We start from the raw sequence: 14,258 nt of genomic DNA, 5'->3' as shown, positions 1-14,258 counted from the left end.
GAGAAGTCCCCCTCCGCTTCGGCGGAGAGGGACTTTTTTCTACTTCTTGGTGCTCAGTCGTGCCGGCTTGGGCTCGGGGAGCTTGACCGGCTTTGCCTTGCCCAGCATCGCCTTCACGGCGGCCTCTAGCTGTGGATCGCGGCCCGCGAGCTCATCGGCGGGGCTGATCGTCACACGCACATCGGGCTCCGCGGCGGTGTGCTCCTCGTTGACTCCATCGGTGATGCGCCACCAGCCCCGGCCGGGGGTGCGGATCGTGGAGCCGTCTTGTAGCGAGGCAGCGCCTGTGGAGATCACGGCCCCGAAGGTGGGAACCCCGAAGATCGGGCCGCGGTCGAGCTGCTTGAAGGCATGGGCAAAGATCTCGGCGTTGGAGTAGCTGTTCTCATTGATCAGCAGGCCCGCCGGCTTGCGCCAGGGATAGTAGGGCAAGCGGTCGGTCGGGTAGCCCGGGGCACCGTCGCGGCCGATCGTGAAGGCATGCCGTGGCTGGGTCAGCATCGTCAGCAGGTAGTCCGCGGTCGAGCCGCCGCCGTTGTCGCGCACATCGATCAGGAGCGCATCGCGGCCGTAGCCCTCCGCAAAGAGCCCGCCCTCGAACTTGTCCTGGCTGAGCTTGTCCATCCCCTGGATATGTAGGTAGGCCAGCTTGCCGTCGCTGAGCTTGTGCGTCAGCTCCTGGCGGCTCGCGGTCCACTCGTCGTAGAGAATCGCACTCAGCGCCTGTGTCGATGTCGGGACGATCAGCACCTCGCGATCCTTACCATCGGCTCCCTTGACGGTCAGCGGGAGTTTCTCCCCCACGGTGTCGGCGAGGAGCTCATCGGGGTTACTGTCGGCATCCAGCGTGACACCACCAATTGCGGTGACAATCTCACCGGCGACCAGCCGCGACTCCGCACGCTCGGCGGGGCTACCCTTCAGAGTCCGTGCGATCTTGAGGCCCGGGCCGGTGTAGCTCTCGTCCCAGATCACTCCCAGCAGTCCAGTCGGAATCGGGGTCGCGCCGCCGTCGGAGATAATCCCCGGCGTGATCCCAATGTGCGACGCGTTCAGGTGCCCCATGAGCAGGCGGATCACGTCGTAGAAGTCCATGGGGTCCGACGCCGCAGCGGCGATCGGGCGGTACTTCTCACGCAGGGCGTTCCAGTCCGCACCATGGAAGTTGGGATCGTAGAAGACCTGGTGGAGCACCTCCCATGCCTCTTCAAAGACCGCTTTCTGGAGCTCGCGCTTGTCGTAGGTGAGCTTGGCGCGGAACGGTACCGGGCGTGCCTCTCCAGGCCCTGCCGGCGAGGCGGCGGCGATCGTCCCCCCCTGCGCCAGGTAGAATAGTGTCCCCTTTGCCCAGGTCAGGGCGCTCCCCCCCGCGGCCAGGCGGCGGGGCGGAGCCGAGGCGGGCGCACCATCAGCGATTGTCGCGAGCTGGAGCTCGGGGCCAGCGGAGAAGGCGACCAGAGTCACGCCCTCGCCGCCAGAGGTGACGACTGGGCCGGTCTCATTGATGGGGGTGTTGGTCAGCCGGCGCACCCGCTCATGGATCCCGTCGGCGTCCACCGTGACTGTCGCCCCCTGGCCCCCACTCGTGGGGGAAGCTCCCCCAACTGCGGGGGCGGCGGGCTTTTTCTTCTCCTTTAGCCGTTGCCAGCCCTCTCCCGTGCGCTCGTCGTCCTCTTTCTTCAGGTAGACCCAGAAGATATCAAACTGCCGCTCGGAGCGCTCGCTCATCCAGACCAGCTTGCTGCCATCTGGGGAGAACGACGGTGCATAGTCATTGCGGGGGTGTCGGCTGACATTGATCGGCTTGCCCCCGGCCAGCGCGATAACAAAGACCTCGTTGTTGAACTCTTCGTCCTCAGCGGAGTAGGTCAGCCACTTGCTATCCGGCGACCAGTTTAGCTCCTGGAGATTGAGCGCCTTGGCCACCACCTTGGCGTTCTTGCCATCGGCATCGGCGACCACCAGCTCGCCTTTACCGTGGATATAGGCCAGCTTCTTACCATCGGGCGAGAAGTGCGGGCTGCTCTTGGGCTGCCCCCCGGTGGTGAGCCGGGTGCTCGTCCGCTTGAGCGACTTGCTTAGCTTGGGCTCATCGGGGTCCGTGCTCGTGATGGCGTAGAAGTCCCCGTCCTTCGCGTAGACCAAGGTCTTGCCATCGGGGGACCAGGCGACATCGCCCTCACGCTGGGGGGCATCGGTCAGGCGGATCGCCTTGCCTCCGGTAGCCGGAGCGGCAAAGACATCGCCGCGCACCGCAAAGGCCACCTGCTCCCCATCGCTGCTGGGCGCGACCTCGCTGGCCCCGCTGCTCAGGGTCAGGCTCTCAATCGGGTTGCTCTTGTCATCGGCCCCCACCGCGAGGGGCACGGCCTTTGGCGCAGTGCCTCCGGTCAGGCTCACGGTCTCGATCCGGTCCCCCACCTCAAAGGCGACTCGGGTTCCGTCGGCGGAGACACTGGGGAAGCGGACACCATCCCCAACATACTTCGTGAGCTGGGTAGACTTGCCCCCCGAGGCGCTCATCTTGTAGAGGTTGTAGGTGCCGTCCCGCTCCGAGACAAAGACAACGCCCTTGCTATCGGGGAGCCAGAGCGGCCAGAGGTCTTGTCCGTCGAACTCCGTGAGCTGCTTGAACTCCTTGGTCGCGAGGTCGTAGGTCCAGATATCCGCGTTGGCGCTCCCTCGGTAGCCAATGCGCGGCCAGTCGGTGGCACCACGGGCGAAGACCAGCTTCGTGCCATCGGGCGAGAGCTGGCCACCGATCACACTCGTCAGCCCCAAGAGTGGCTTGGGCCGCCCTGGCTTGTCGGAGTCGTTGACCAGGTAGAGCGAGACCCCACGTCGGTTCAGCTCCCGCACCGAGCCGACCAGCACCTTCTTGCCGCCTGCCGCCCAGCCCTGGAGGGTGTCGCCGCCGGCGTAGTTGGTCAGGCGCCGTGCGGGTCCGCCGGTTGCGGGCATGGTGAAGACCTCGTTGCGGCCGTAGCGGAGCGACTGAAACGCAATTTCTTTCCCATCGGGCGAGAACTGAGGCCGCCCGTCGTAGGCCGGGTGGCTGGTCAGGCGTCGCGCGGGGGCACCACCCTCGGTCGGGGCGCTCCAGAGGTCGCCTTGGTAGGAAAACACCAGTGTCTTGCCGTCGGGGGAGAGGGCCGGGTAGCGGGGAAAGGAGACGCTGGACTGCGCAAGGCTCGCGGGAGCGAGCGCCAGTGCCGCCAGCGCGACAAAGGGGATACGTTTCATGAGAGGCATTGTACCTTAATCACTAAAGGTACCGTGCCCGTTACGTCACGGGGAAAACGTCAAGCGGAGCCCATCGTAGGCAAGTGCGATATTCTCGGGGAGCTCTTGGGACACGCTCTCGTGGCCGAAGTAGTGCGACAGGTGCGTCAGGTAGGTCTGCCGCGCCCCCAGCGCCTTGGCTTCGTCGAGGGCTTGCGCGAAGTGAAAGTGGGTCGGGTGCGGCTCGTAGCGGACCGTTCCCAGCACCAGCGTCTCTCGGTCCTGCAAGTACGGCCGGGTCTCGTCGGGGATGGCCGAGACATCGGTGACATAGGCGAAGACCCCATTGAAGACCAGGCTCGTGACCCGCAGGTTTCCGTGCCAGTGCCAGAGCGGGAGCACCTCGACCCCACAGATCGTCACGGGGGTGAACGGCTCCCACTCCACTAAATCCAGCTGTGGCTTGCCGCCGCCCTCTTGGGTCGTAGTGAAGCAGTAGTCGTAGACCCGGCGGACATGGGCAAGGGTCTCGGGGGTGCTGTAGATCGGGATGCGAATGCCGTACTGGAAGTTGAACTGCCGCAGGTCATCGAGGCCGAAGAGATGGTCGGCGTGGGGGTGCGTGAGGAGGCAGGCATCGACCCGCCGGACGCGCTGGGCGAGGCACTGGGTACGCAGGTCCGGCCCCGCATCGACCAGGATCGTCCCCTCCGGCCCCTGCACGGTGAGCGCGGGGCGCGTGCGCTTGTCGCGCGGGTCGGTGGAGAGGCAGACCGGGCAGTCGCAGGCAAGCAAGGGAACGCCTGTGGACGTCCCCGTGCCCAAAAAAGTGACGACCATCTCCCCCGGCCTCATGTACTCTGTCCCTCAAAGGCCCGTACCAGCGCGGCTTCTTCGTCGGGGTCCACGGCGCGTAGGTCGAGCAGGAGCCGGTCGCGCTCGATGCGGCCATAGACGGGAGTGGCAGCGTGGCGGAGCTGGCGGGCGAGGGCGGGCAGGTTGGCGGCACGAACCGCGACCGCGTGCGAGGGAAGCTGGCGGTCCGGGAGCGAGCCCCCACCGACTTGCGAGAAAGTCGCCTCGGTCGTGGTATCGTAGCCGAGCCGCTTGAGCTTGCGGGCGACAGTACGGCAGCGGCGGGAGATCTCGCCGGGATCGCGCTGGATGCGGCGCAGGATGGGAATCTCCTCCCAATGCGTACCGTCGCGGTAGATCCGCAGGGTAGCCTCCAGCGCGGCGAGCGTTAATTTATCGGGGCGCAGGGCACGCATGAGTGGGTGTTTCTTGCAGACCGCGATCAGGTCCGCGCGCCCTACCAGAATCCCCGCTTGCGGCCCGCCCAGGAGCTTATCGCCCGAGAACCAGACCAGATCCGCCCCCGCCGCGATACTCTTCTGCACCTGGGGCTCGTCGGTGAGGCCAAACGGGGCGAAGTCCACGAGCGCACCGGAGCCGATATCGTCGCCGAAGGGGACGGCGGCCTGGCGGCTCAGAGCGACCAGCTCCTCCAGGCTCGCCGACTCCGTGAAGCCGACGACACGAAAGTTGCTGGGGTGGCAGCGTAGGAGCATCCCCGTGTTCTCGGTGAGGGCGCGGGTGTAGTCGCCGACTCGGGTACGGTTAGTGGTCCCGACCTCGACCAGCCGCGCCCCGGACTGGACAATGACGTCGGGAAGGCGAAAGTGCCCCCCAATCTCCACCAGCTCGCTGCGGGAGAGGATCACGTCCTTTCCGGATGCCAGCGCGGTGAGGGCGAGCACGGTCGCGGCGGCGTTGTTATTGACCACGATGGCATCGTCCGCGCCGGTCAGCTCCCGCAAGAGCGCCGCACAGCCCGCCTGTCGGTCTCCCCGCCCCCCGCTCTCGTCGTCCACTTCCAGAGTTGCGTGTTGCTGAGCAACCGCCGCGACCGCCGCGACTGCGGCAGGTGCCAGGGTCGCACGGCCCAGGTTGGTGTGCAGGAGAATTCCGGTGGCATTCACCGCGCCACGCACCTTGGGAGCGCGAGAGGCCAGCGCCAGCGTTCGCTCCATCACGCTCGTGGCGGGCCTCCCCAGCAAGATCTCCTCCCGAATCTCGTGGAGGGCTTGGCGGATGCAGGCCAGCCGTAGCGCGACCGGCACCTGCGCGAGCTCGGGTTCGGCGCTCACACGCTCCACTTGGGGCAGAGCACGGAGCTGCTGGCGCTGCTCGTCGGTCACGCAGGGGCCTCCGCGCCGGGCTTAGTGCGAATCGGCGGGGGCGCGATATAGAGCGGTGCCAGGGTCGCGGGATCGTCGGGGCCGTGGACACGCAGGCGTGCCTGCCCCAGGCGTGCGACCTGAAAGGCACGCGGCGAGGCGGCGCGGATCACGGCCAGCGGGCTGGGGCTGATCCAGTGGGCGCACTCGCCCAAGACCAGCAAGCGCGGCTCGCCCAGAGCCTCGACCGCCTTGGCGATAACCTCGCTTGTCGGCATCACATCCGGCTCGGCGATGGGATTGGGCCGGTCGGGCTTGTAGAACGCCGCGATCACTTCGTCCTTGCGCGACGGCACCACAGCAACAACCGCTATCCCCGCCCCCGAGACCGTGCGGGCCAGGGCATCGAGGCTACTGACCCCAATGACGCGCTTGCCGAGCACCTCGGCCCAGGTCTTGGCCATGGTCACCCCGACCCGAACACCCGTGAAGCTCCCCGGCCCCAGCCCGACCGCAAAAGCATCCAGCTCCTCCAGGGTCGTCCCCGCCTGCTCCAGTGCGAATGTGACAATCCCCGGCAGGCGCTCGGTGAGCTGACGATTGTGCCGAAAGTTGATCTCCACGAGGAGCTCTTGCCCCTCCACCACCGCCACCGAGCAGGTATCGCCGGACGTGTCCAGCGCAAGCATCTTCACGAATTAAGCCCCCCAGCCCCCATGTTTGGGGGAGAAATTAGGATGGTGCGAGACTCTGGTCCCGTCTCTGTGAGCGTTACGCGCCAGGCGGGCTCCGGGAGGGCATCGGCGATCTGCTCCGGCCACTCCACCAGGACGACATTCTTGCCCTCCAGGTACTCCGCCAGCCCCGCTGCCTCCCACTCGGCACCACTACTCAGCCGGTAGGCATCCATGTGGACCACGGGGTAGCGCCCCCCATCGTACTCATGCACCAGCGTAAAGGTCGGCGACGACACCCGCGCCGGGGAGCCCAGGGCCGCCACGAGCGCGCGCGTAAAGGTGGTCTTACCCGCGCCCAAGTCGCCCGAGAGGCAGACCAGCGCACCGGCCTCCAGGCGCGCCGCCAACCAGCGCGCCGCCGTGTCGGTGCCCTCCAGGGAGTCCACCAAAAATTCCGCACGTTCCACGGGGGCTATTGTAGCCTCTTTAGCAAAGAATCGCCGCCCTGCGATAGAGAAGGCATGATCGTGAAACGGACAACCACCCGAAAAACCCGGCGCACCACGCGCCGAGGGAAGGCTCCGCTTCGCGTCTAACAGCTTTGTCTGTTTCGCTGCTCGCGGCGGCTCTCTCGACAGGTTCGGGAGAGCCGCTGTTTTTTTGCCCTGGTAGCTCAGCTGGTCAGAGCGGTCGCCTTGTAAGCGAAAGGTTCGTCGGTTCGAATCCGACCCAGGGCTTGTGTTTTTAGAGTTTGGGTGTGAAGCTTAAGCGGATGAGCAGGCGCCTTTTAAGCGTCAGGCAGCGGGTTCGAATCCCGCCGCGCCCACTGTTTCTCGTTTCCGTTTGTTACGCGGTCCCAGTGCGGTCGTTGTCGAGGCCTGGCAGACGCCCCACCTGCCAGCCCGCGTTGTTGAGGAAGTCGGCGACCGCGGTTCCTGGTGGGACGAGTGCATCAACAGCAGAGAGAAAGGTCTCGTCGAGAGCCAGAGACGCGGCGGGCAGGAGACTCGTGAGCTGCTCCAGGGTACGTGGCCCGACAATCGGGGCGGTGACCAGCGGGTTTACCAGGGTCCAAGCGACCGCGGCGACCGCCGGATCGTGGCCGTGCTCACGGGCCAGTTCGACAAAGGCCATAGCGACCTCGGACGCACTGCGATTCGTGCGCTGGCGCCACATGGCATTGCGGGCGATGCGCGAGCCTGTGGGAAGCGTGGTTGGAGAGATCGCTCCGTACTTCCCCGTGAGCTGTCCGCCCGCCAGCGGCGACCAGACAATCAGCCCCCAGCCGGCGTGCTGGAGATAGCCCGCCCGGTCGTTCTCCAGGCGACGGTCCAGGATATTGTAGGGGGCCTGCTCACAGACCGGGGCGATCCGGTGATGGAAGTCGGCGCGCCACTGGGCCTCGGCCAGCTGCCAGCTTGCAAACGTGCTCGTGCCCCAGTAGCGAATCTTTCCCTCTTTGACCAGCGTGTCCAGCGTCTCGATTGTCTCATCGAGGGGGACGGTGGGGTCGTAGCGGTGGAGCTGGTAGAGATCGATCCAGTCGGTCTGGAGGCGGCGCAGGCTCGCCTCGACCCCAAGGCGCAGGTGGCACCGGGAGAGCCCCTTGTCGTTGGCACCGGGTCCCATCGCCCCATTCACCTTGGTCGCCAAGACCACCTGCTCCCGAACCCCGTAGGCTTGGAAGGCTTTTCCCAGGATCTCCTCGCTCCGGCCCGCGCCGTAGACATCGGCAGTATCCCAGAAAGTCACGCCCGCCTCGACCGCCGTGCGTAGGATCGTCAGTGAGTCCTCCTCGCTCGTGGACTCGCCAAAGTTCATACAGCCCAAGCAGAGGTTGCTCACCTTCAGCCCGGAGCGCCCCAGAGAAACGGTCTTGATCATGCTTGTTTCCTCGTCACAGCACCAGCTCACGGACAAGCCGCTGCTGATCTCGGTAGAAAGTCACCTTTGTGGCACTTAGAGTTGTAGGGAGGTCCGCCGTGGTCGCGATGCGCTTGTCTCCAAGCGCAACAATCACGTCGTTGTTTTTCACCCCCGCCCGTGCCAAGGGGCTCGTCACGGGCACGGCGAGCACGAGCACGCCCGACTCACCAGGCAGGCCATAGGCAGAGACCTCTCCCAAGCCGACAATGTTCTTCACCCGCGCCCCGAGCCAGGTCCGCGGTGCGGCGGTGCGGAGCGTGTTCGCCTCCGTCGCACCATTGACGGGAAGCTCAGGGGTCTTGGCAAGCGCCTTGAGGGCGGGCTTGCGGACACCAAACGCGTCCATTGGGAAGTTGACAAACCCTAGCGCCAAGGCCGGCGAGCCAGGCTTGACCCGGTAGTCGCCGCGGGTGGGGTTGACGAACTGGGCATCCGCTTGGATAGAGTGCGCCTCCGCGCCATTTTGTTTCTGGAGCTCGGTGGCGGGGAGCGGCGTCTTTTGCCCCGGCACGTGCCAGAGGTTGGTGTCGCACTCCTTGCCCCAGGGCGCCTTCATCCCAATGGGCTTGTAGCTGGAAAAGACAATATTGCGCCGAAAGACATCCTGGCTGTTGCCGTACCACACATGCGGATGGAACGAGTTGTTCACCATCACATTGTTCTCGCAGACCCGGTAGAAGCCCTCGCGCAGCTTGATTCCCCCGTGGAGACAGAGGTTGTTGCGGAGCTCGTAGTGGGACGAGCCATCATCGAGGTCGATGTCCCAGCCGTGGTCGCAGCGCCAGCGGTTGTTGCGCAGGATATTGGGCTCGACCACATCGAGCAGGGGCAGGTTTCGGTTCTCGCCCAGGGTGACGGTATTGAGGTCGACATCCTTGAGGCCCCAGTAGCGGTCCCGCCCCCAGGAGTTGAACGAGCCGTGGTCGCCGGTCTCCAGGACGGTGTTGAAGATATCGCAGTGCTCGACCACGTGGCCGCCAAAGCAGCCATCGCCGATATTGAGCCCGGCGCGCGGCACATCGTAGAGGGAGCAGTGACGAACCGTGATCCGGCGGGCGATCTCGATCTGTACAGGCGCGGTCTGCTTCTCCACCCGGCCCGTCTCGTGGATCAGGCAGTCCTCCACCAAGCAGTCGGTGGGGAAATCGTCGGTCTTGGGGCCGGGGGTGCGGTCGAGCGCCGCGAGGGTCTGGCGCTCGCCGTACTCAAAGAGCGGGCTGCGGACAGCCGCCGCCTCGCCGATAAACGCGACCCCGTTGGCACCTGCCTTGACAATATGGCAACCACGGACCGTGACCCTGCGGTTCTTCCCACTGACAAAGATCGCATTGCCCCCGAGCTGGTCGAGCAGGCAGTCCTCGATCGTGCAGCTCTCGGTGCCGGTGAGATAGAGCGCGCCGCCGCGGTAGCAGGTCCAGTCGCTCCGCTGGAGCGGCTCCTTGTTGTCCATAAAGGTCCGCGCCGCATGACGAAAGGTCAGGCCACGAAGCGCAACGCGGGAGGTTCCCCGCAGCTCCACCAAGTGGCGCAGGCGCACGGCCTCCACCACTGCGGTTTTCAGCGCCAGCCCCTCAGGCGGGTAGAAGTAGAGCAGATTTGCTTTTTCGTCGTGGAACCACTCGCCGGGCGCGTCCAGCTCCTCGAAGACATTCTCCACCATCCGAAAGGTCTCGTGCATCCCAAGGCGACGGTTGTTCTGCCAGCCGCCCTCGTAGGCTAGGGTGCCATCGGCGTTCTTCCCCGTGACCCGGTAGTGAAAATCGCCCCACTCATGGCGGTGCATGGCATGGAGAAATGCGCCGGTCGGGTTGGCCCAGCGGCTGGCGCGCTCTTTGGAGAAGGCATCGGCGGCGTAGCCGTTGAAGTGGCGCACACTGGGGTCAAAGTTCGGGTAGCGGGCCATGTGCTGGCGCTCGCCATTGACAAAGAGCTGGTCGAGCGTCAGCCCCGCGGGGGTTGCCGCCTTCCAGATCCCTCCCCGAGACGGCTCCCAGGCGAGGTCTAGCTTCGTCCCGCCGCTCACCACCGCCTCCTCGCCCCTCGCCGCCCGCCAGGTCGTCCCCGAGTCCCGCTCCGTAAGCACAAGGGTCTCGGGCAGGTAGTACGTTCCCGCACGCAACGTCACTGTCCCGCCGCCCGCCTTGCGCGCCGCCTCCTGCGCCCGTGCGAGGGTTGCAAACGGGCGCGCCTTGGTCCCTGCATTACTATCGACGCCACCCGGTGCCACAAAAAACTCCGCCATGCCTAGCTCTCCTTCTGCAGATTGCGCCGCCGCGCGGTGTAGAGCCCCTGGTGCCGGTCGGATGCCTCCGCCCAGGTGCGCGGAAAGTGCCCCTCCCCGAGCAGCACCTCCCCAAGCGCCTGGCGCATTTGGTGGGCACAGGTCGCCGCGCCCACCCGCCCGACTCCCGTCCCCAGCCCCGGAAACGCCACACTCTCCAGCCCCGCCTCAAGCGCCACTCTTAACGCCGCCCGCGCCGCCAGAAACGGGTTCACGGAGTCGGTGAGGATCATGGGGACACGCATGGTCGGGGCGGCGATCAGCCAGGGAATCTGCGCGTGCTCGGTCGCCACCAGCTCTGCCTGCCCCACCAGGAGCTCGCCGTGGTGCTTCTCCCGAATCGCCTTTTGCAGCCGCGCCTCCACCTCCCAGCCAAAGAACTGCGAGTAGAGAAAGTCGATGCCACCGTCCATGAACCCGTAGCTATTGGCCGGCGAGACCACGGCGTCCACGGCGAGGTCCAGGATAGAGCCAAACTTTACGGAAACGAACTCTAGATCCCCACAGTGGGACAGAAACGCCTCGTACAGCGGTGCTTCCACCGCCACCAGATAGATTTTCATACTGCCTCTTCTCGCGAAAACATCCAGAGATCGCTACTTGTCGCGATAATAAAGCTCTTGCCCGTCTCAGAGAAGCCTGTCGCTCGGAAATCAAAAGACTGGTAGAGCAGGCAGGTTTTCAGATGGCGTCCTTCGCGGCCAACCCAGGAGCGCCCGTCAATCAGCCGAATCTGCCAGCAGGCCTTTCCGCGATACGGCGCATAGTCCCCAGAATAGATCGCGGGTTCCAGCTCTAGATGCCAGATTCCATCGCCCGCCCCGAGTGGAAGACCGCCACCATGAAGCCCGGCCGTTCGAATCCTCTGTCCCGCCAGCAGCCCAATTCCCTCCAGAAGTAAAGTGCTCTCGTCCGGATAGCCCTCTGCCTCACGCTCCCGAGCGATTCGCTCACCTTTGAGGACGTCAAAAACCCCAAGCCCATCGTGAGAGCCTACCAAAAGTAAGTCCGTTCCCGGCGCGTAGCCCACCCCGAGTAGCCCACCGACGCCCCAAGTTTGGACAAGTTTCCACGGCGGGAGCAAAGATTCAATGAGAATGGGCATAAAATATCTCATACAGTGGCACCTCCACTGCTACCAGATAGATTTTCATCCTGTCGACCTCAGTACGCAGCTCACGGTTGAAATCCCCAAACGGAATAGGCAATGAGGAAATTGTAGAGTACAGGAAAGGCAAGCAATGCGACCAGGTTGGCTTTACGGTTCTCGGCGAGAAACCAGTTCGCCACTGAGAGAATGATCAAGGGCGCGAAGTTCGTACCGAGGGCTTGCCAATAAAGAGGGCGCATCAGACCGGGTGCTCCCCCCGTTCCCATTCCCACGGGAAACCAGGCAATCCAGGTACAGACCACTCCGATGCAAAAGAGAAGCATCAGTCGTAGTACTGCTGGAATTGCCTTTTTCAAGCGCCCTTACATTCCCTTGGTGAAGGTTTCCGCCTCTTTTAGGTAGGTATCGAAGGGGTTCTTGAGGTCGAGGTGGCGGTTTTTCGCCAGGTAGACGAGGTCCCAGTCGATGACGTAGTCCTTGGACTTTTTATCGAGGAGCTTCTTGATGATATCGGCGCGGGCGGCGGCGCGGGTGTTCTGTGGCGCGGCGACCGTCGCTTCGGCGATCTCGGCATCGGTGACCAGGCGCTCCATCTCCCCGAGCTCCTCTAGGCCGTAGAAGAGGCTCTGGCTGCGGTTGGCGTTGTGGTACTCGATATCCAGGCTCTGCATCACATCGTCGTGCCAGCCGACCCCCTCTTCCTTCATGAACTCGGTGTAGATCTTGTGCTTGGCGACCCAGTCCAGCTTGTTGGCAAGGGTGAGCGGGTTGGTCTCCAGGGCATCGAGGGTGGCCTCCCACTCGCGGAGCACCCAGTCGGTCTGGGTATCGACACCGGCGAGGCGCTTCTTGGCCGCCTCCAGATAGATGCGCTGCAGGTCGACCGCCTTGATCGTCCCGCCGCTCTTGCGCTTGACCAGCCACTTCCAGCTCGGGTCCCGGCTCACCGAGCGCAGGGTCTCCAGCGGGTCGCGGATCTCGACCTCGGTGCCCAGTAGGCCGTCCTCGACCAGCGAGAGCACGACACACGTGGTGCCCACTTTCAGCGCCGTGGCGTAGTCGGACATATTGCCCTCGCCGTAGAGAATGTGCAGGCGGTGGAGGTTGGAGAAGTTGTAGTAGCTGTCCCACTTGGGGTTGATGATCGCGCGGTTGAAGCGCACGCGGCTGGAGATGGTCTTGACAATGTGGTCGGCGCGCTGGGAGAGCTGGAAGTCGACTGTCGGGTCGATCTCGACTCCGTAGAAGTTGCTCACCCACTGGTAGTCCACATCGTAGTCCGAGATGGTCATCACGGAGTTTTTCATCGACGAAAAATTCAGCCGGTGGCCGCCCACGCGCCCGACTCCCGCGAAGATCTGGCGGGTCACCAGAAACGGCAGGAGGTAGTTGAAGCTCGCACGGAAGAAGTCTTCATCGTGCATCTCCACCAGGTAGTTCTCGTGGCAACCAAACGTATGGCCGCCGAAGTGATCCACGGAGTTGTTGTGAAACGAGGCGATCTCCGAGAGGCCGAGGTCGTTGAGCAGGCTCTGGACAATCCACTGCCCTGCCTTGTTGTAGCGGCAGACATCGAAGATATCGGTGCACTCGGGGGTCGCGTACTCCTCGTGGTCCCCGACCGCGTCGATATAGAGCCGCCCCCCGTTAAGAAGAAACCCGCCGCTTCGGGCGGGTTCAAAAGAGTAGTCACGGGCATGGAGGTCGATGAGCCCCCAGCGTTTCTGGTAAAAACAGTGGTTCTTAACCGCTTCTACAACCTGCTCCGGGGTTCCGGCTGCATCGTCGCGCACCATGCACCCAAACTCGGTCTCGATCCCAAAGATACGTCGCTCCATGCCCTAGATTGTATCCGATTTTCAGGCAGTTCTGTTTCGCCGCGTGAGCAGCAATCCGGCAAATCCCCCCAGCGCCACGAGGGCAAGAGTCCCAGGCTCAGGAGTCGCGGTGGGAATGAGCGTGTAGCCGATCACATCCATGGACTGAATCCCCACGGCGGTCAAGGGATTGACCACCCCAGAGCTACTGAAGGCATTGAAGGCATCGTTGGAGCCACTGGCCCAGTCGCGGGTATCGCCGCCGGGGACACTATTGAACTCCTTGAGGTTTGTGGTTCCCCGATCGATCGAGAAGTAGTTGCCCGCAGGGTTACCCAGTGCCTTAACACCCGCCGACGAGTAGCTAAAGTTATCCAGCAAGGTCACGGAGTTCGTAGCAGCACCAACCGCCCCGAGGGAGATTCCAATACGCCCCATGACCTCGGAGATCTCGTGCATCATCACCCCGACAAGGTCATACTGCCCCGCCGTAATTCCATTACTGGGATCGAAGTCGTAGGTGAAGCCCTCCCCAAACGTGCAGATTCCATCGTTGTTCGTGTCATCGACAGCCAGCCCAAGGGCCTTACGCTGCGCCTTGGTTACCCACCAGGCACCGCCGACATTGGGATCCGCCGCCACTAGAGAGCCCGTCGCCCCAATCGCAAGAGAGTCGTCCGCAGACGTTGCATCTGCCACGACAGCGTTTCGTAGGTCTGTGTAGCTCACCTGGAAGATAGAGGTCTCGCTCTGCCCTAGGATAGAGGTCCCCGCAGCGGCGGACATCGTGATATTGACATTGATCGGGTCGTTGAAGACACTTGTAAAGGCGAGTGCGGCTTTGTTGGCCGCGGACTGGAAGTTCGCGAAGGTGTTGTTGGGACGAGCCACAGACCCATTAAAGTTCGCGGCGACCGAGGCATCGTAGGTGAAGTTGATCGTCAGTGCGTGGCTTGGTGTGGAGAGTGAGCAAAGTGCAACAATGCCTGCAAGCGAAACAATAGGTCTCAGAGTCTTCATGCCGGCATTATTACATGGATTTAT

General features: G+C 64.0%; 12 protein-coding genes and 2 tRNA genes. 2 read left to right on the top strand and 12 right to left on the bottom strand.

Features of this window, described 5'->3' with window-relative positions; translation table 11 throughout:
* Positions 1-39: 39 nt before the first annotated feature.
* The 5 genes from HNQ39_RS26945 to tsaE are packed head-to-tail and all read right to left on the bottom strand — an operon-like array spanning position 40 to position 6,546.
* Positions 40-3,243, bottom strand: a complete 3,204-nt coding sequence (locus tag HNQ39_RS26945; protein ID WP_184203698.1) for a S41 family peptidase — start codon at positions 3,241-3,243, stop codon at positions 40-42.
* 45 nt (positions 3,244-3,288) lie between these two features.
* Positions 3,289-4,062, bottom strand: coding sequence for an MBL fold metallo-hydrolase (locus tag HNQ39_RS26940; protein ID WP_184203697.1), 774 nt, complete (start codon positions 4,060-4,062; stop codon positions 3,289-3,291).
* Positions 4,063-4,073: 11 nt separating this feature from the next.
* Complete coding sequence (gene selA, locus HNQ39_RS26935; protein ID WP_184203696.1) at positions 4,074-5,423, bottom strand: L-seryl-tRNA(Sec) selenium transferase; 1,350 nt, start codon at positions 5,421-5,423, stop codon at positions 4,074-4,076.
* Complete coding sequence (tsaB, locus tag HNQ39_RS26930) at positions 5,420-6,091, bottom strand: tRNA (adenosine(37)-N6)-threonylcarbamoyltransferase complex dimerization subunit type 1 TsaB (RefSeq protein ID WP_246386259.1); 672 nt, start codon at positions 6,089-6,091, stop codon at positions 5,420-5,422. Before tsaB ends, selA begins: the two co-directional genes overlap by 4 nt.
* Positions 6,092-6,093: 2 nt before the next feature.
* Positions 6,094-6,546, bottom strand: a complete 453-nt coding sequence (gene tsaE / locus HNQ39_RS26925) for a tRNA (adenosine(37)-N6)-threonylcarbamoyltransferase complex ATPase subunit type 1 TsaE (RefSeq protein ID WP_221290374.1) — start codon at positions 6,544-6,546, stop codon at positions 6,094-6,096.
* Positions 6,547-6,741: 195 nt separating this feature from the next.
* Here tsaE and HNQ39_RS26920 point away from each other — a divergent pair.
* Positions 6,742-6,816, top strand: a tRNA-Thr gene (locus tag HNQ39_RS26920).
* 16 nt (positions 6,817-6,832) lie between these two features.
* A tRNA-Lys gene (locus tag HNQ39_RS26915) sits at positions 6,833-6,905 on the top strand.
* 20 nt (positions 6,906-6,925) lie between these two features.
* On the opposite strand, the gene HNQ39_RS26910 is transcribed toward HNQ39_RS26915, so the two are convergent.
* The 7 genes from HNQ39_RS26910 to HNQ39_RS26880 form a co-directional block, all read right to left on the bottom strand.
* On the bottom strand, positions 6,926-7,963 hold the full coding sequence (locus HNQ39_RS26910) for an aldo/keto reductase (RefSeq protein ID WP_184203694.1): 1,038 nt from the start codon (positions 7,961-7,963) through the stop codon (positions 6,926-6,928).
* Between the two features lie 13 nt (positions 7,964-7,976).
* Complete coding sequence (locus HNQ39_RS26905; protein WP_184203693.1) at positions 7,977-10,247, bottom strand: PDZ domain-containing protein; 2,271 nt, start codon at positions 10,245-10,247, stop codon at positions 7,977-7,979.
* A gap of 2 nt (positions 10,248-10,249) precedes the next feature.
* Positions 10,250-10,849, bottom strand: coding sequence for a macro domain-containing protein (locus HNQ39_RS26900; RefSeq protein ID WP_184203692.1), 600 nt, complete (start codon positions 10,847-10,849; stop codon positions 10,250-10,252).
* The gene (locus tag HNQ39_RS26895; protein ID WP_184203691.1) at positions 10,846-11,391 is read right to left on the bottom strand and encodes a hypothetical protein; all 546 of its coding nucleotides are present in this window, start codon (positions 11,389-11,391) and stop codon (positions 10,846-10,848) included. The genes HNQ39_RS26900 and HNQ39_RS26895 overlap by 4 nt, the downstream gene beginning before the upstream one ends.
* A gap of 71 nt (positions 11,392-11,462) precedes the next feature.
* Positions 11,463-11,753, bottom strand: coding sequence for a hypothetical protein (locus HNQ39_RS26890; RefSeq protein ID WP_184203690.1), 291 nt, complete (start codon positions 11,751-11,753; stop codon positions 11,463-11,465).
* A gap of 6 nt (positions 11,754-11,759) precedes the next feature.
* Positions 11,760-13,235, bottom strand: a complete 1,476-nt coding sequence (locus HNQ39_RS26885; protein ID WP_184203689.1) for a proteasome accessory factor PafA2 family protein — start codon at positions 13,233-13,235, stop codon at positions 11,760-11,762.
* Between the two features lie 21 nt (positions 13,236-13,256).
* Positions 13,257-14,234, bottom strand: coding sequence for an NF038122 family metalloprotease (locus HNQ39_RS26880; RefSeq protein ID WP_184203688.1), 978 nt, complete (start codon positions 14,232-14,234; stop codon positions 13,257-13,259).
* Between the last annotated feature and the right edge of the window lie 24 nt (positions 14,235-14,258).

Source organism: Armatimonas rosea (genome assembly GCF_014202505.1).
Classification (GTDB): Bacteria; Armatimonadota; Armatimonadia; order Armatimonadales; family Armatimonadaceae; genus Armatimonas; species Armatimonas rosea.
The sequence above is the reverse complement of the archived record's forward strand: the minus strand, read 5'-3'. Positions and strand labels throughout refer to the sequence as shown.